Here is a 15,634-nt window from a genome sequence, read left to right on the forward strand (position 1 = left end):
CTAGTGTCGGAGTTACAAAGCGGCAGCTGTCTAGCTTGAATCCACTCCTCTGGATCTGGAAACAAGGCCAATGAAAACCCAAGGCGTACAGCGCGCTCAGCCCCTTGCAGACGAACTGCCCTCCGGGTCGGTAACCACCTTCAGCCGTGCCATCAAGGCCGCAATGCAGCGGCAAAAAACCAACGGCGATGCGCCGTACCACCAAGCCAAGGCTGGCGACAAGGCACCTGCTTTCAAGGACTACGAACACATCGAAGCGCCGGATACCACCGGTGCGGGGATCATTCGCTACGAAACCCGCGACGGCGAAAAGGTGGCGGTGTCGCAAGCCGTCAGCCCTGAGTTGTACGAGCAACTCTGCCGCGACTACGAGAACCTCACAGCGGTCAAGGAGGCGGTTGCCGGTGACTATCGCCGTGCCGGCGCCAACGACCTGGCCCCCGGCAGCCTCAACGATTACCTGGCCATCGAACAGGTCGCGCCCGAGGTCGTGCGCTTGCGCATGACCCAGGGCGGCGACTGGATCGTGGTGGCCAAGGGCGACAACCCCGCGATGTTCGAGGACGTCATGGGCCACAAGGACATCCTCGACGGCATCCGCGCGAGCGAAAAGGACGGCTACCGCCGCGCCACCGATAACGAAGTCTGGCCGCCGGCCGGCGGGACCACCGTCGGCCCGTTGAACGAAGTCGGCCAGGACTTGATTCGCTTCGAGCATGACGGCGAGAAAGTTGTCGTCCACAAGCACGACAACCCCGAGCTGTTCGATTACCTGTCGCGCCTTCGGGCGTTGATGGAAGACCCACAGGCGCGTGACGCCGTGGAAGGTTACCTCGGCGAGGGCTATGCCCTGGCCAGACGCGAGGGTGATCCGCCCGCTTTCTTCGATTTCGCCACCTTCGCCTACACGAACGAGCTCGGCAGCACCGGCGCCATCGCCTACACCACGCAGGATGGCGAACGTGTCGTGGTTTCCAAATTCATGACGCCCGAGCTATACGCCAGGGTGGAAGCCATCGCCAAGAGCCATTTCAAGCTCAACGACCTCAACGCCGAGGGCTGGGGTTCGGCGGGTGCCACAGCGGATTTCGACGCCGGGCACATCCACGACGTCGGCTTCCCCGAGGACGGCGTGGTCACCTTCAAAGTCGAGGGGCAAGGCAAGTTCGCCGTCTCGGAACTGAGCAACAAGGCGCTCTACGACAAGGTTCTCGACGCCAAGAAGGCCACCAGCGACGATTTCACCGGTATCGATATCGGCGCCCTGGAAACCGGTAAGAAGGACAAGGACGGCAACACCCTGACGGTCGACGAACTGACCTGGCAGAACCTGCTCGACAGCTGGAAGGCCGACATCGACGCCGGCACGATCAAGCACGACGACGACCGCGCCAAACTGGTCCGCGCGCTGCAGGCCAAGGGTGCGCTGGAAGGCGGCATCGACATGACCTCGCTGGATATCAGTTCAGGTCGCTCACTGACCCACGTCGGCAAAACCGACCTCGAACACATCATCGACCGCGACAAGCTCGACGCCCGGATCGAGGAACTGCTCAAGACCGAAGCCGTCACCGAGGACCACGGCAAGGCGCGCAAGGCCGCGTTGGACGAGGTGCCGAACAAGGATGAGGTGTTCGAGCGCATCGAGCGCGACGCGATGAGCCCCGACTATGCGCGCCACCTGGCGCTGCTCAAGGCCGATAACAAGGATGACGTCGCCCAGGCCAACATCGCCAAGACCTACGCCTCGCTACACGCCATCGACCCGGAAAAGGCCGACGCCTTCCTGCAGCAGCTGCAGCTCGATACCGTCACGCTGGATCTGGCGAACATCCTCAGCGACCCCGGCTCCATCTCGCAGGAAAACCTCTCGGTCGCTGCCGCCGACACCCTCAAGACACTCTTCGCAGCCTTGAAGAAGGCCGGCGTGGACATCCCGCGGCGCACGGTCGAAAGCATCGACAAGTTCATCAACGAGCTGCTCAAGGATTCCAAGACCGCCGACGCCCTGAACAAGCTGTTGGTCGAGCTCGGCGATCGAGCCCGCAACGGCAGCCTCACCGAGAACGACCTGCGCGAGCTGGTCAAGACGAACCCCACCTACACCGCCCTGGACAAGGCCACCGACGGCGGCCTGCTCAACACCCTGGCGCAGCTGAACAAGGTCGGCATGCTGGGATCGGCCGGCGGCATGATCTCGCTTTTCTCCGGCATCTATCAGCTCACCGGCAAGGGCGGCACCCTGGCCGATACACCCGAGGAGCGCGTCTCCATCGCGCGGGATTTCGTTTCCTTCATCGGTGCGGGCCAGCATTTCACCACGCTGTTCCACAACGTCAGTGGGCGCGACTCATCGGCCGTGAAGAGCGCACTGGATACGCTCGGCCTGGACCGCAGCTTCCAGGAAATCTGGACGGGCAGCAGCACGCCGGCACCGGAGTGGGTACCGGCCGATGGCGAGACTGCCGACACGCCGCGTACCAAAGTCCAAGAGCAACTGCGCGCCATCATCGACGCCAACCCGGCGGACGCCGAGGACCTGCGCTCCCGCGCCAACCTCACCGAGGACCAGATGAAGGAGGTACTCAAGGGCTACAAGGGTGGAGCCGGCGGCTACATTTCCGGCCTGCCCGAGGCAACCCGCAATTCGCGCATCTTCACCTCGGCACTGAAGGTGCTGAACCTGATCGGCGACGGCTTTTCGGGCGTGGCGGACCTGGTAATCGGCGCGCTCAAGCTCGACAAGGCCAAGGGCGACAAGGCGCTGATCGCCGAAGCCTCGCTAACCATTGCCGCGGGCGGGCTGACCACACTCGGTGCGGGCGCGAGCCTGGGCAATGCACTCGGCCTGACACTGGCCCGCGCGCTGACCGCGCCGTTTTTCTGGGCTGGCGCCATCGTCTCGTTCGTCACCCTGGGCTTCTCGATCTATCACGACATCAAGCTCAACAATGCCCTGAAGGACAACCAGGACGCACTGGCCGACCTGTTCAAGGATTTCGATGCCGACGGCTTGCTGACCGACGACGGCGGAAAGCGCTACGAATTCCTCGACGAGTACATCGAGCAATACGGCCAGCGCGACGCACCGGACGACCAGTCGATCTTCGATTACCGAAGCGAGGAATACGCCTTCTTCGAAGAGAAGGGCCGCATCTACTGGGACGACTGGGACGGCGAGCACAAGGACTACAAGGGGGACGGTGCGAACCTCGATACTCAGCTCGACAGCTGACGCAGCATCGCCGTCGCTGCTGCCCGGTCACGGGGCGTCGCGTACGCCTCGTGCACCGCCCGACGACACGACGCGGTTCGGAATTCCGAACGCAGCCGCACCCGTCGTTCGGCCAGGCGAACCCGCCCGGCAAGGCAGCCCGACCCCCAAAACAAAATTCATGAAAATCAGCAACTTAAATTACGTTGTTTTTGCACGAGGGCTGGCACGCGTTCTGCTTTGAATCCCCCATAAGACAGACAAGAGAACGGTCGTCGCCTCGCGGTGCTTCGCCAGCCGGCGCAGCCAGCAGCAAGGCCGTCTCACCGGGCCAACGTGACCGATCCGGTCCGTAGTACGTGGCGCTCGAGCCCGATCCGTGTTCCTACCCTGAAACGGTGTACGCATGACCCCGAGCAATACTTTCGACCTCCCGCCCACTTGCGGACAGGAAACCTTCTATCGCTTCGGCCCCTTCACGCTGCTACCCAATCAACATCTGCTACTCAAGAACGGCGCGCGCATCGTGCTGGGCGGCCGCGCCCTGGACCTGCTCGTCGCCTTGACGGAGCGCGCCGGTGAGCTGGTCGAGAAAACAGAGCTCATGGCCCGCGCCTGGCCGCGGGTGATCGTCGAGGAGTGCAACCTGCGCGCGCAGATCGTGGCCCTGCGGCGCGTGCTCGTCGATGACACCGGCTTCAACTACATCGTCACCGTGCCCGGTCGCGGTTATCGCTTCGTAATGCCCGAGGATGCCAGCAGCAGCGAACCGACCACACGAGCCGAACGCAGCGGCGTACCCGCGCTGGTCAGCGAATTGGTTGGTCGACAGACGATGCTCGACACCCTCGCCAGCGACCTGCACGAACGCCGCCTGGTGACCCTCACCGGCCCCGGTGGCATTGGCAAGAGCAGCGTCGCGCTGGCGCTGCTCAATGGCGAAGCCGCCGCACGCTTCGACCAGCTTCATTACCTCGACGCCTCGCGGCTCGGCGAGCAGGACAGCCTGGCCGAGCGCATCGCCGCGCTGCTGAGCCCTGACCAGTCACTTGCCCAATCTGCCGCGAACCGTGCTGCTGGCACCCGTAGCCTCCTGCTGCTGGACAACTGCGATCATCGCCTCGATGCGGTGGCCAGCACGGCACAGATGCTGTTGCGCTGGGTGCCCGGCTGCCACCTGCTGATCACCAGCCGCGAGCCGCTGAACGTCGAAGGCGAAGTGGTCCGTCGGGTCGGGCCGCTGGCCTACCCTGACCCCGGTCAGCCGTTGAGCCTCGAACAAGCGCTCGACCACAGCGCCGTGCGCCTGCTGGTGGAGCGCATGACCGCTCACGACACTGGCTTCCTCCTGCAGGAGACCGACCTCGACCCCATGCTGCGCATCTGCCGCAAGCTCGAGGGCAACCCGCTGGCGCTGGACATCGTCGCCGCGCGGGTCCACGCCTGCGGGCTTCGCGACCTGCCGCAGCTGCTAGACCGCCCCTGTTACCTGCAGATGAAGGGCCGCCGCACGGCCGACCCTCGCCACGGCAGCCTGGCGGCCCTGCTCGACTGGTCGTACAACGCACTGCAACCGGCCGAACAGGCTTTGCTGCTCCAAGTGTCGGTGTTTCGCGCGTCCTTCACCCTGAGTGAAGTCCGGGCCGTGGTGGCGGGCGCCAACGAGCAGGACGACCTGCTCTCGCTGATCGAGCAGCTGGTAGACAAGTCACTGCTGCACATCCGCAAGCAGGCCAGCGCGCGACGCTATTGCATGAGCGAAATCACGCGCGCCTACGCCCAGCAGAAGCTCGAAGCGGCCGGCGAAGCCAAGGCCGCCAGCGCGCGCTATGCCAACCACTACATGCGCCTCTTGAAGGATGCCGGTAGCCAGCTGGCGGCTGAGACCGGACAGGTACTGGAAACCGAACTGGCCCGCCCTGGGGCCGCCCCGCGGCAGGCGGGGGAGCGAGCACGGGCGCAACCGCATCTGGATGTGTTGCGTCTGTCGGTAAGCTAGTTTTCAGCTGCGCTCGCCGTTTGCGGAACGGGCGCTAAGCAGCGCCGCAAATGGCTGATCGACCACGTTCAGCACCGACCGAATCGCCCCTCTCCCTGCTGGGAGAGGGCTGGGGTGAGGGGCGGTTTCACCCTGCTAGTACGGGTATATTGCGCGTGCCAGGCTCCGAAGCACCTCGCGAATTGCTCTGAAACGCCAACCGTCGTCCAGACATTTCGGCTTCCATGAGGAACGCTTTCCTAGATCAGCCTCGCCGCAACCAAAAGGTCCGCGACCTCCTGAAATGTCGTATCCGGCACCGGGTCGCCCACCATCGCCCGCTTGGCAATCCTAGCCCCCAACGCCGGGTTGAACGCCTGCGCAATGCCCAGCGCCGTCGCCTCCCCCAACAACGCCCCGGCCTGCCCACCCTGCACCCGGCACACCACCACCGGCACGGGTGTCTCGCCCCGCACGTAACGCACGCCCACCAACCAGCCATCGGCGCTGCCGATCATCAGCGTCGCGCGTGCGACCCCGACCTTGCGCGTACCCAGTGCCTGCATCTGCTGCCGCAGGCGCTGCCGCTCACGCTTGATCAGCGGGTCGCCGTCCAGGTCCTTGCGCTCGCGCTTGTGCTCGGAACGGGTCATGCGCATATCGCGTGCGAAGAGCCAGCGCTGCATCAGCACATCGAAACCACCGACCAGCAAAAACGCCAGCAGCACCGTGACCACCAGCGGCGTGAGGAAGGCGTAGAACGTGCCCTCGACGCAACCCGCTCCGCATAGCGAAGAAGTCAGCAGCGCCTGTAGCGCCAACCGCCCAATCACGTAAAAGGCGCTCGCCAGCGCGACGACCTTGAACAGCCCCTTGAGAAACTCCACCAGGTTGCGCATGGCGAAGATGCGCTTGAGTCCCTCGACCGGGTTTATGCGCTTGAAGTCCGGTTTGACGGGCTCTACCGAGAACAGTGCGCCGCCCATGCCGATCACATTGGTCAGCACGCTGATGCCCACCGTCACGGCCAGCAACGGCAGCGTTAGCGAGAGCACCAGGTGCTCGGCAGCATCAAGCAGCCGCGGCCAGACGCTGGCGAACGGCTCGAGGTAAATCTGCGTGGTCAGGTCGATCAGCTCGCGCAGTTGCGCTTCGGCCCGGGGTACCAGCACCACCAGGCACAACGTGCAGCCCAGCAGCGACATGGCCGAGACGATGTCCTGGCTTTTGGCGACCTGGCCTTTATCCCGGGCATCGCGCAGCTTCTTCGCTGTTGCCGGTTGGGATTTCTCCTCACTGGGTTCAGCCATCGGCGCCTGCCAGTGTCTTGAGCAGCTCGATGGTGCCGCGAAATTCGCTGAGCTGGTCGAGCATCAGCGGGATCAAGAAGCCCACGTACAGCACCATCAGCACGGCGAAGATGAGGTTCTTCACCGCCAGCGACAGGTCGAAGATGTTCAGCTGTGGCGCCATCCTGGCGAGGTAGGCGAGCATCATGTCGACCACCAACAGCGCGATGATCAGCGGCGCGACCAGCAGCACGCCGATGCGCATCACCTGATCGAGAATCGCCAGCACGGCCTCCAGGGCAGGCGCGGCGATCACCGGGGTAAAAGACGTCACCGGCCAGAAGCGGTAGCTGTGGTAGTAACCGTCGACCATCAGGATGAAGCCGCCGGACATGAAAAACAGCGTGATCAGGGTCACCGTCAGCAACGTCGACGACACACCCGATTCACCGCTCGACAGCGGGTCGAGCAGTTGCGCCATGGTCGAGCCCCGCTGCAAATCGATCAATTCGCCGGCGACCTCTGCTGCCCAAAAAGGGATGCCAAACAACAGGCCGACCGTCAGCCCGATCAGCAGCTCCTTCAACAACAGGCCGACAAGCAGCATGCCGCCCTGCTCCGGCCCGCTGCTGAGCGAAGCGAACACCGGCAGGAACATCGGTACCGAGATCGCAACCGCCACGCAGGAGCGCAACATGCCGGTCAGCCCGAGGCGGTTGAAGGCAGGTGTGATCATCACCACGCCCAGCGCGCGGGCCGCCGCGAGCGCCGCCGCCGAAATCAGTGGATAGGCCACCTCGACGATGCTGAGACCGAGGCCGGCATCCATGGGTCAGCGAGTCCAGGCGGCAAAGTTGTTCAGCACCATGTCGCCAAGCGCCACCACCTGCCCGGACAGCACCGGGCCGATGAAGATCAGCAGCAGGAGCACCCCGACGAGCTTGACCGCCTGCGGCAGCGTCTGGTCCTGCACCTGCGTCAGCGCCTGAATCAGGCCCACGCCCAGGCCGATGACAATGGCCAGGCCCAGCGCGGGCGCCGACAGCAGCAGCACGGTCATCAGCGCCTGGTTCATTACCGAGAGAAAGACGTCCTGGCCCATCGCGTCACCCGTAACTGAGGATCAGCCCGTGCATGAGCCGCGACCAGCCGCTCAACGCCACAAACAGAAAGATTTTCAGGGGAATGGAGATCAGCGTCGGCGAGACCATCATCATCCCCATCGCCATCAGCACGTTGGACACCAGCAGATCGATCACCAGAAACGGGATGTACAGCAGAAAGCCGATTTCGAACGCGCGCGTCAGTTCGGAGCTGACGAACGCGGGAATCAGTACCAGCAGGTCGTCTTCGGCCAGATCCGCTCGTGCTTCCTCGGACCAGATCGTCTCGGTCGCCTGCATGAAGAACTGCCGCTCGGATTCGTTGGCATAGCGCGACAGGTGCGCCTGCAGTGGTCCGCGCACCGCTTCACCGAGCGCCTTGAGATCATCGACCCGCTCGACACTCAGCGAGCGCCCCTCCACTGCGCGGTACATGTCGCCGATCAGCGGCGTGGTGACGTAGACCGAGAGGATCAGCGCGATGCCGTACAGCACCAGGTTGGGCGGCGTCTGCTGCACGCCCAGCGCGTTGCGGATGAGGAACAGCACCACCGAAATCTTCAGGAAGCCGGTGAGCGTCACCACCGCAAGCGGGATCAGCCCGATCGTCGCGACGACCAGGATGATCTCGATGAGGTTGGGCTGGTAGTCGGTCATGGGCGCGCGAGACTGACGATGCGCACGCCGAGGCCGTCGCCGATGCGCACCAGTTGCCCACGACCGACGCGGCAGCCGTTGACGGTCAGGTCAACCGCATCCGGCTCGCGCGCCGCCAGCGGCAACACGCTGCCTTCCCCCAGCTCACGCAATTCGGCGAGCGACAGTTGGCTGCTGCCCAGCTGGCAGACCAGCTGCAATTGCAGGTCATCCAGCGAGGCATCCGCTCCCGGGGCGACGGCGGCTTGATTGTTCATGGAGGTCTCCAGTGGCGATTGTAGGAATTCTTGGAGCTGCAGGCCGTCGGCCCTGCGCGTGCAACGCGCCTGCAGTTGAGCCTGAATGCACAGCCGCAGCGCGCCGTCGCCGAGGTGTTCGAGCATGACCACGTCACCGGCGACGAGGCTGCGCCACTCGGCGAGCGTCAACCATTGCCAGCCCGCCTCGACGCTGCGCACCAGCGGCAGGTCGTCCAAGGCCTGACGCACCGCCGTGCAGGCTTCGAACTGGGCGAGCAGGCGGCCCGCCATGGCGGCGCCCATTTGCAATTCGACAGCTTGGGTCGGCGCGTCGCCGAGCGTCACGTCGATGGGCAGCCGCAGCGACAGCGCCGGCCCGTCCGCCTCGCCGAACGCGGCCACCTCGAGCCGGCCGCCGAGCGACACTTCGAGGGGCATGAGCAATTCCAGAAGCGCCTGTTCGGCCAGCAACGCCTGGGCCAATCCGGGCGGGACGGCGGGGGGAAGGTCCAGCAATCGGGCCGGCAGACGCAGGCGTAGCGGCTCGCCATCGAGCGTCAACGTGAGGGTGACGGTGTGCTGATCCGGCTGGGCTACGCCTGGCCATCGCAGGTGCAGCGGCTCCCCGCGATACGCCAGCCCCACGCACTGGCGGCGACGGCGCAAACGGTTATGCAGATCCAGATCGCGCGCCTCGACGCCATCGCGCGGCACGTAGGGCAGCACGGCGAGGCCGGGAATGGGTTCGGCCAGCATCATTGGATGACCTCCTGAGATGACCAGGGTCGCTCGCCCTGCTCCTGCTCGTCATGGCACTCATCGAGGCGCAAACCTTCGCGTCGCATCCGGTCGACCAGGCTGTCCCAGGCCTGCACACGACGTTGGCAGCGGCGCAGCTCACGCGCCCGTTCGAGCTGATGTTCCCGGTGTTGCGAACGCACCTGGCGCGCCGTCTCGACCGCCTCCAGCGCAGCCAGGTAATGCGCATGTTGCGCGTCTACCTCCGCCTGTGCCGCCAGCCACTGGCGCACCGGCAGCGCGCTGGCCGCAGCCCGGGCATTCAACGCATCGGCGTCGCCCAGGAGCCGCTCATGCCGAGCCTGGGCATGCTCGCGCGCTTCGACGAGTGCCGCATTTGCCTTCAGGCAGGCCTGCCGCTGCAAGGCGCAAGCCGCGGCCGCCTTTTGTTCGCGATGCAGGCGCACCGCCTGCAAGCGCTGCAGGTCGCGCGGGGTCATGCCAGCACCTTGCGCATCTGGCGCAGCATGTCCTGCTGGGTACAACCCGCATTGGCCTGGCGCAAAAAGGCCTCGATCGCCGCGCGCCGGGCAATGGCTTCATCAGCCAGGAGGTCGCTGCCAGCGCTGTATTCACCGATGCGCATCAGCAGCTCCACTTCATCGAAACGCGCCAACAGCTCACGGATGCGGCTGGCCATGCGCCGATGCTCCGGGGCGGCGACTCGCTCCATCAGGCGGCTGCGGCTGTGCAGCACGTCGATGGCCGGGAAATGCTCGCGCTGCGCCAGCGCGGCGCTGAGCACGATGTGGCCATCGAGGATCGAGCGGGCCTCCTCGGCGACTGGGTCCAGGCTCGCCTCGCCTTCGGTGAGCACCGTGTACAGCGCGGTGATGCTGCCGCGCGCAGCCGGCCCGGCACGTTCCAGCAACCGTGGCAGCGCAGAGAAAAACGAAGGGGGATAGCCCCGGCGCGTCGGCGGCTCGCCCACGGCCAGGCCGATCTCGCGTTGAGCGCGAGCAAAACGCGTGAGACTGTCCATCAGCAACAGCACGTGACGACCCTTGTCGCGGTGGTATTCGGCCATGGCGGTAGCCACATAGGCCGCCTTGACCCGCTCGGTCGCCGGTCGGTCAGACGTCGCGACAACCGCCACGCTGCGCGCCCGCGCCTTGGCATCGAGCCCGAGCTCCAGCAATTCGCGCACCTCGCGGCCGCGCTCGCCAATCAGACCGATGACGATCACCTCGGCCTCGCAGCCTCTCACGATGCTTGCCAGCAACGAGGATTTGCCTACCCCCGGCTCGCCGAACAACCCGACCCGCTGGCCTCGGGCGACCGTCATCAGCCCGTCGATGGCGCGAATGCCCAGCGGCATCGCCTGGTCGATCGGTTGCCGCGCGAAGGGCGCAGGCGGCTCGGCGTGCAGCGGGTAGCGGCACAGCCCGGCCGACGGCAAGGGGCCGCCGTCCAGGCATTCGCCCAGCGGGCTGACGACTCGACCGAGCAGGGCATCGCCCACCGTCACGCTCAAACGTGCGCCGCTGGCGATAACTTCCGTGCGGCCCGAGAGCCCGTCCAGCGAACCGATCGGTGCCAGGATGGCGTACTCCCCGTCGAAGCCGACCACCTCGGCCTGCAGGCTGTGGCCACTCAGCGGATCGCGCAGGTGACACAGCTCACCGATGCTGACGCAGGCGACGCTGGCCTGGATCAGCGTGCCGCGAATGCTCAGGATGCGCCCGCGCGGTGGGCGCGGCTGGGCGTGATCCAGGCGTTGGGCCAGGCGCGGCAACAGGTCGTTCAGCACCGGGGTCATGGCTGCGGCTCCGCTGCATCTTGCGACAGCAAGGCATCACGCAGCGCCTGCAATTGCGCCTCGACACCCAGTTCGACCGCGGCGGCCGGGCTGACGAGCCGGGCCTGCCCCGCTGCCAGGGTGTGATCGGCAACAAGCGCCAGGCCAGCCAGGCCCGCTTCGTCCAGTCGCTGACGAATCCTCTCGAGCCCTGTCGGCGGAACCTCCAGGGCGAGCGCCTGGGTATCACGGAACTCGGCCAGGGCCGCGCGCGCCAGAAGGGCCAGCCGCTCATCGAGCGGGTAATCGCCCAGAACACGCCGGGTGATGTCCAGCGCGAGGTCCGCCAGCGCGGGCTCAAGGCCAGCCAAGTAGGCATCGATGTCCGCCTGGGTCCGCGCGAGCCGCTCCGCCGCGGCTTGCAGCCCTTCAGCACGGCCGGCGGCATAGCCTTCGCGGCGCGCCGCGTCCAAGGCCTCTCGGCACTGTGCCTCGACCTCGCGCATACGAGCCTGAGCGGCCTCTAGCAGCGCGAACCCATCGGTCCAGGCGTCAGCTTCTTGCTTGCGCAGAATGCGCTGGGGCGGGCGTGTGGGCAGTGTGCTCATGGCTGGCTCCGGTCAGTATCGGCGGCTGGCGATCCGGCGGGCAGCGCTTCTGTTGACGAGGCATCGACGGTCGATCGTTCAGCGGCGAGCGCCCAGGCGACCAGGCGGACGATCTGGCCGGCCTGGGCGTCGGTCGAGGCGCGAGCCGGCGCATGTAGAACCAGGCGCGCCCAGCCCTGTAGTGCCGGGTCAAGGGACTGCAGCCAGGACGCTACGCAGGCCTGGCCGTCACGGTCGATCACCCCGACCAGCGCATCGGCATCTAGCAACAGATGGGTCGCGCGGCCGACCGCCCGGTGCGCCACGGCCAGCGTAAACAGCTCGCGGCCCAGGCGTGCCTGCAGCTGGTTGACCTGATCGCGCCGAATCTCCCGCGCCAGGGTGGCGCCGTGCAGCACCGCGCCGCACCAGCGCGGCAACCGAGCCAACGCGTCGGCCGGCAGAAGCAACACCCGCAAGTCATCCTCGCCGGCACACTCGGCGGTCTGCTCCAGGTGCGACAGTTGAAAATGCGCGGCAAGCAGCCGCCCCATGCGCGCCTGAAAGCGCGGCTGAGCGGCCAGATCCAATGCCTGCTCGGCAGGCAGTGCGCCAGCGAAGCACGCGGCCAGACGCTCAGCCGGCAACCAGGCGGCGGGAGCGATGAACCGTTCGCGCAACGGCGGCGCGGCGACCGTCATTCGCTCACCTTCAAGCGGTAGACGCCACCGCCCTGGCGTTCACGCCAGAACTGCCAGCCCAGCGCGCCGGCGAGTGCGAGCACCAGCGCCAGCAATACGCCGAAGATCAACCGCGCGCGCCCCAGGTTCGCCTCCAGCACCCAGATGCCGAGAAACGAGACCATCGGCGGGCGACTGTCCCGGGCCGCGCGCCCGGCCGCCTCGACCGCGGTCACCGAAACGCCCTCGTAACTGAGGCCGGAAATGCCGTTGGCGACCAGCGTCTTGATCTGCGGGATCAGTTGATCCACCGCTGTGCTCGCTTCGTAGCGCACCAGCACCGAGGCCGACGACGGTGCGATCACGCGCTTGAGCAGGTCGTTGTCCGGCAGCACCACGTGCACCCGCGCGGACACCACACCGTCGATCTGCGAGACCGTGTGCGACAACTCCTCGCTCAGCGCGTACACCATCTGCGCGCGCTCCTGAACCGGCGAGGCCACTAGCCCGTTGTTCTTGAACACTTCACCCATGTTGGAAAAACGCTGCTGCGGAAGCCCTGCCTGATCCAGCACTGCCATGGCCTCGGCGAAGCGGTCCTTCGGTACGCTGAGGGTGATCTGCCCATCGCGCACCGAGCGCTCGGCCGGGATGCCTTCGCGCAGCAGCGTGGCCAGCATCCCGTTGGCCTCGCGTTCGCTGAGGTTGGTGTACAGCTCGGTGTCACAGGCCTGCAGCAGCAGGGCCAGGACAACGACCAGCACATAGCGCCAGGGCGACGTGCTCATCTCATTGCCCTCGCAGCAGGGTGTTGGCCGAACCGGACACCTGCGTCGCGCCGCGCACCACCATCTGGGTCTCGATGGAGTAGTCGAACATCAGGCTCAGCGAATGCATCAGCTGGTTGACCTGCGGCCCCTCAACCGTGGTGGGCGCAGGAACGCTCGCCGCCTCGGCAGGCGTCATCGGCGTGACCGGCGGCGAACCGGGCATCGAGCCCTCGACCCGTTCGGCGAAGCTGCGCGAGCGGTCGATGAAGCCATCGAGCCGGGTCATCAGGTTCTCGCCGATCTGGTTCGGGCTCGCACCATGGGGCATGCCCTGGGCCTGGCTCGCCATGTGCTCGAACAGGTTCTGCGAGGCCTGCTGAACCGCCTGCTCGCTCCCCGTCGCCGTACTGATTGCCGCACCCGCTGCGCTGGCTGTCATGCTGGGCCTCCGTTACTCGTCGTCCTCGCCGGACATGGCTTCGTTGAGGATGTTCTGCGCCATCGGCATGAGGATGAATTGACCGCCGATGGTGATGGCGCCGGCGATCATCTGCTCTTCGAACTCGGCGTCGGTGAGCTCGGTCTCGGCGTTGTCTACCGCCGCGTTGAACTCCGCCTCGGGGCTGGTGGGGGTGGTGACGCTGTTGTCGACTGGATTGACGGCCATGGACTTTCCTCCGCTTTCAGGGGGTCTGGGCTGTGCCCGGTGGGTTGCTCACTTCGCTGCTGCTGCCGCGAAACACGCGCACGCCGCGCTCGCGCGATACCGCTTGCACGGCCGTGTCAGGCGGCGGGCGGCGGCGTTCGATCCATTGCTCGACCATCGCCATGTAGGGCGGTGGGCCGGACACCAACACCAGGCCACCCTCGGCACCGCCGCGAATGGCGAGGTGGTTGCCGGCGGCACCCAGGTCATCGAGGGCCTGCTCGAGTTCGCCGACCGCGAAGCCCTCGGTGGTGAACTGACGAATCTCGACGTCTTCATCGCGGGTGATGTGCAGCACACCACCGTCGTAGAACCAGGTCAGCCCGGCGTGGGCACTCAGCGCATCGAGAAAGTCGCCCGCGCTGTCGGCACGCAGGTTGCCGGGTGCCTTGCCGCCGACCTTCTTGTCGATCACCACAGGAAGGCCGAGGTTGCGGCCGAAGGCTTCCAGCGCATCGCGCAGGCTTTGGTCGATCACGACATAGTTGTACGGTCGCTCGTACCAGCTGGGCTCAGGTGCTGCGGCGACTGGCCCGCCGACAAGCCAGGCGGCGATGGCCAATGAGGCGAACAATGGGCGCCGCGGCACTGGCCTGGCCGGGCGCGGCTTGTACAATGACCGCCCGATCCGGCCCCGGACCGCTGCTGCAGCCCCCGCGTCGCCACTTGAGGAGCCCTGCGCTTGCCTAATCTCGATACTGCCCGCCCGTTGTTGCTCGCCCTGTTGCTCAGCGCCTGCGCCTCGCAGCCTACCAACGACAGCCATGCCCGCTTGATGAAGCTGGCGCAGGACGTCGAGCGCCGCGGCGATCCGGCCAGCGCCAGCTCCCTGTACCAGCAGGCGACCCAGCAACCGGGCGCAACGGCCGCGACTTGGCAGCATCTGGCCAAGGCGCGCCTCGACAGCGGCGACGCACGCGGCGCCGAACGGGCCTACCGGCAGGCGCTGGAACTGACGCCAGACGATGCCGAGCTGCAACTGGGGCTGGGCACCGCGTTGTTGCACCTGGGTGAACTGGAGCGCGCCGCGACCACCTTGGCCAGTGCCGCCGCTCGCCTGGAGAGCCCTGTCGCCTACAGCAGGCTCGGCGTGGCCGAGGTGCTGCGCGGGCAGCCGGGCGCGGCCCAGGTCGCCTTCACCCGAGCGGTCGCCCTCGAACCGGAGGATCTCGACGCCCGCTACAACCTGGCCCTCGCCCAGGCACTCGACGCGCAGCCGCAGCAGGCGCTCGCGACCATCGATGGCCTTGACCGCTCGCCACGCATCCAGCCGCGCCACCAGCGCAACACCCTGTTGATTCTCGTGCTTAGCGGCCAGGCCGAACGCGCCGCGCGCCTGCCGCTGGACAACGCCACCGTCGCCGAGCGTGACGCCCTGATCGCCGAGGCGCAGCGCATCGCGGCGATCAGCGATCCCGCCGCCAAGGCACGCGCTTTGGGCCTGATCCAGGCCGACTAGCCACCGGCTCATTGCGCACCTCGGCGGGTGTCGGTCTGGCTCTGTTGCTCCTGTTGCCGGCGCCGCTGTTCTTCGGTTTGCACACCGTTCAGATAGAGCTGCGCGGCCCGGCCGACCGGTGCCGCCATGGCTGTGCCGGTCTCACGACCTTCGAGCAGGTCCTCACGACGCTCCACCATCTGCAGCAGATTCAGGCCGTTCGCGCAGCCGGGCGGCAGCATCGCGGGCGTGCCGTCTCCCGGCTGATCGGGCACCACCGGCGCGAGGCAGGCCTGGGGTAGCAGCAGCCGCTGCCCCTCGGCGGTGGTCAGCCCGGCGTAGCCCTGTGGATAGGCGCGCGGCTCCAGGTGGGTCTGGCAGCCCACCAGAGTTACAGCGCCCAGAAGCACCAGGGCCGGTACGGGAACACGCATCAG

17 protein-coding genes are annotated in these 15,634 nt (G+C 66.5%); 3 read left to right on the forward strand and 14 right to left on the reverse strand.

Annotated elements, in window-relative coordinates:
* The first annotated feature begins 70 nt into the window (after positions 1–70).
* Both KXR72_RS09175 and KXR72_RS09180 read left to right on the forward strand, forming a co-directional pair.
* Complete coding sequence (locus tag KXR72_RS09175) at positions 71–3,235, forward strand: hypothetical protein (protein ID WP_437420802.1); 3,165 nt, start codon at positions 71–73, stop codon at positions 3,233–3,235.
* Positions 3,236–3,620: 385 nt separating this feature from the next.
* Entirely contained in the window at positions 3,621–5,213 is a 1,593-nt protein-coding gene (locus KXR72_RS09180) for an ATP-binding protein (RefSeq protein WP_437420803.1), read from the forward strand.
* Positions 5,214–5,452: 239 nt separating this feature from the next.
* On the opposite strand, the gene KXR72_RS09185 is transcribed toward KXR72_RS09180, so the two are convergent.
* From KXR72_RS09185 to KXR72_RS09245, 13 genes are read right to left on the reverse strand one after another with little or no spacing between them, the layout of a single operon-like run.
* The gene (locus tag KXR72_RS09185) at positions 5,453–6,502 is read right to left on the reverse strand and encodes an EscU/YscU/HrcU family type III secretion system export apparatus switch protein (RefSeq protein ID WP_437420804.1); all 1,050 of its coding nucleotides are present in this window, start codon (positions 6,500–6,502) and stop codon (positions 5,453–5,455) included.
* The gene (gene sctT / locus KXR72_RS09190; protein ID WP_437420805.1) at positions 6,495–7,310 is read right to left on the reverse strand and encodes a type III secretion system export apparatus subunit SctT; all 816 of its coding nucleotides are present in this window, start codon (positions 7,308–7,310) and stop codon (positions 6,495–6,497) included. The genes KXR72_RS09185 and sctT overlap by 8 nt, the downstream gene beginning before the upstream one ends.
* Positions 7,311–7,313: 3 nt before the next feature.
* Positions 7,314–7,583 carry an EscS/YscS/HrcS family type III secretion system export apparatus protein gene (locus tag KXR72_RS09195; RefSeq protein ID WP_437420806.1) on the reverse strand — a complete coding sequence of 90 codons (270 nt, stop codon included), beginning with the start codon at positions 7,581–7,583 and terminating at the stop codon, positions 7,314–7,316.
* 4 nt (positions 7,584–7,587) lie between these two features.
* Positions 7,588–8,241, reverse strand: a complete 654-nt coding sequence (gene sctR, locus KXR72_RS09200) for a type III secretion system export apparatus subunit SctR (RefSeq protein ID WP_437420807.1) — start codon at positions 8,239–8,241, stop codon at positions 7,588–7,590.
* Positions 8,238–9,239 carry a FliM/FliN family flagellar motor switch protein gene (locus KXR72_RS09205; RefSeq protein WP_437420808.1) on the reverse strand — a complete coding sequence of 334 codons (1,002 nt, stop codon included), beginning with the start codon at positions 9,237–9,239 and terminating at the stop codon, positions 8,238–8,240. The genes sctR and KXR72_RS09205 overlap by 4 nt, the downstream gene beginning before the upstream one ends.
* The gene (locus KXR72_RS09210) at positions 9,236–9,718 is read right to left on the reverse strand and encodes a hypothetical protein (protein WP_437420809.1); all 483 of its coding nucleotides are present in this window, start codon (positions 9,716–9,718) and stop codon (positions 9,236–9,238) included. The genes KXR72_RS09205 and KXR72_RS09210 overlap by 4 nt, the downstream gene beginning before the upstream one ends.
* Positions 9,715–11,037: a FliI/YscN family ATPase gene (locus KXR72_RS09215; RefSeq protein ID WP_437420810.1), complete on the reverse strand. Its 1,323-nt coding sequence runs from the start codon at positions 11,035–11,037 to the stop codon at positions 9,715–9,717. Before KXR72_RS09215 ends, KXR72_RS09210 begins: the two co-directional genes overlap by 4 nt.
* On the reverse strand, positions 11,034–11,624 hold the full coding sequence (sctL, locus tag KXR72_RS09220) for a type III secretion system stator protein SctL (RefSeq protein ID WP_437420811.1): 591 nt from the start codon (positions 11,622–11,624) through the stop codon (positions 11,034–11,036). Before sctL ends, KXR72_RS09215 begins: the two co-directional genes overlap by 4 nt.
* On the reverse strand, positions 11,621–12,304 hold the full coding sequence (locus KXR72_RS09225) for a type III secretion protein (RefSeq protein WP_437420812.1): 684 nt from the start codon (positions 12,302–12,304) through the stop codon (positions 11,621–11,623). Before KXR72_RS09225 ends, sctL begins: the two co-directional genes overlap by 4 nt.
* On the reverse strand, positions 12,301–13,071 hold the full coding sequence (gene sctJ / locus KXR72_RS09230) for a type III secretion system inner membrane ring lipoprotein SctJ (RefSeq protein WP_437420813.1): 771 nt from the start codon (positions 13,069–13,071) through the stop codon (positions 12,301–12,303). Before sctJ ends, KXR72_RS09225 begins: the two co-directional genes overlap by 4 nt.
* Before the next feature lies 1 nt (position 13,072).
* On the reverse strand, positions 13,073–13,492 hold the full coding sequence (locus KXR72_RS09235) for a hypothetical protein (RefSeq protein WP_437420814.1): 420 nt from the start codon (positions 13,490–13,492) through the stop codon (positions 13,073–13,075).
* Between the two features lie 12 nt (positions 13,493–13,504).
* Positions 13,505–13,720, reverse strand: a complete 216-nt coding sequence (locus KXR72_RS09240) for a hypothetical protein (RefSeq protein ID WP_437420815.1) — start codon at positions 13,718–13,720, stop codon at positions 13,505–13,507.
* Between the two features lie 16 nt (positions 13,721–13,736).
* Positions 13,737–14,375 carry a type III secretion protein gene (locus tag KXR72_RS09245; RefSeq protein WP_437420816.1) on the reverse strand — a complete coding sequence of 213 codons (639 nt, stop codon included), beginning with the start codon at positions 14,373–14,375 and terminating at the stop codon, positions 13,737–13,739.
* A gap of 66 nt (positions 14,376–14,441) precedes the next feature.
* Between KXR72_RS09245 and KXR72_RS09250 the strand changes: the two genes are divergently transcribed.
* On the forward strand, positions 14,442–15,218 hold the full coding sequence (locus tag KXR72_RS09250; RefSeq protein WP_437420817.1) for a tetratricopeptide repeat protein: 777 nt from the start codon (positions 14,442–14,444) through the stop codon (positions 15,216–15,218).
* 8 nt (positions 15,219–15,226) lie between these two features.
* Here KXR72_RS09250 and KXR72_RS09255 read toward each other — a convergent pair whose 3' ends face one another.
* The gene (locus KXR72_RS09255; RefSeq protein WP_437420818.1) at positions 15,227–15,631 is read right to left on the reverse strand and encodes a hypothetical protein; all 405 of its coding nucleotides are present in this window, start codon (positions 15,629–15,631) and stop codon (positions 15,227–15,229) included.
* Positions 15,632–15,634 lie beyond the last annotated feature (3 nt).

The sequence above is a fragment of the Stutzerimonas chloritidismutans genome, from assembly GCF_051486945.1.
Taxonomy (GTDB): Bacteria; Pseudomonadota; Gammaproteobacteria; order Pseudomonadales; family Pseudomonadaceae; genus Stutzerimonas; species Stutzerimonas chloritidismutans_B.

Excerpts from the sequence above, each read along its gene's own strand:
- KXR72_RS09210 (WP_437420809.1), bottom strand. The coding sequence starts at position 9,718 with ATGACCCCGCGCGACCTGCAGCGCTTGCAGGCGGTGCGCCTGCATCGC.
- KXR72_RS09205 (WP_437420808.1), bottom strand. The coding sequence starts at position 9,239 with ATGATGCTGGCCGAACCCATTCCCGGCCTCGCCGTGCTGCCCTACGTG.
- sctJ (WP_437420813.1), bottom strand. The coding sequence starts at position 13,071 with ATGAGCACGTCGCCCTGGCGCTATGTGCTGGTCGTTGTCCTGGCCCTG.
- KXR72_RS09235 (WP_437420814.1), bottom strand. The coding sequence starts at position 13,492 with ATGACAGCCAGCGCAGCGGGTGCGGCAATCAGTACGGCGACGGGGAGC.
- KXR72_RS09215 (WP_437420810.1), bottom strand. The coding sequence starts at position 11,037 with ATGACCCCGGTGCTGAACGACCTGTTGCCGCGCCTGGCCCAACGCCTG.
- KXR72_RS09185 (WP_437420804.1), bottom strand. The coding sequence starts at position 6,502 with ATGGCTGAACCCAGTGAGGAGAAATCCCAACCGGCAACAGCGAAGAAG.
- sctR (WP_437420807.1), bottom strand. The coding sequence starts at position 8,241 with ATGACCGACTACCAGCCCAACCTCATCGAGATCATCCTGGTCGTCGCG.
- KXR72_RS09175 (WP_437420802.1), top strand. The coding sequence starts at position 71 with ATGAAAACCCAAGGCGTACAGCGCGCTCAGCCCCTTGCAGACGAACTG.
- KXR72_RS09240 (WP_437420815.1), bottom strand. The coding sequence starts at position 13,720 with ATGGCCGTCAATCCAGTCGACAACAGCGTCACCACCCCCACCAGCCCC.
- KXR72_RS09255 (WP_437420818.1), bottom strand. The coding sequence starts at position 15,631 with ATGCGTGTTCCCGTACCGGCCCTGGTGCTTCTGGGCGCTGTAACTCTG.
- sctL (WP_437420811.1), bottom strand. The coding sequence starts at position 11,624 with ATGAGCACACTGCCCACACGCCCGCCCCAGCGCATTCTGCGCAAGCAA.
- sctT (WP_437420805.1), bottom strand. The coding sequence starts at position 7,310 with ATGGATGCCGGCCTCGGTCTCAGCATCGTCGAGGTGGCCTATCCACTG.
- KXR72_RS09195 (WP_437420806.1), bottom strand. The coding sequence starts at position 7,583 with ATGGGCCAGGACGTCTTTCTCTCGGTAATGAACCAGGCGCTGATGACC.
- KXR72_RS09180 (WP_437420803.1), top strand. The coding sequence starts at position 3,621 with ATGACCCCGAGCAATACTTTCGACCTCCCGCCCACTTGCGGACAGGAA.
- KXR72_RS09225 (WP_437420812.1), bottom strand. The coding sequence starts at position 12,304 with ATGACGGTCGCCGCGCCGCCGTTGCGCGAACGGTTCATCGCTCCCGCC.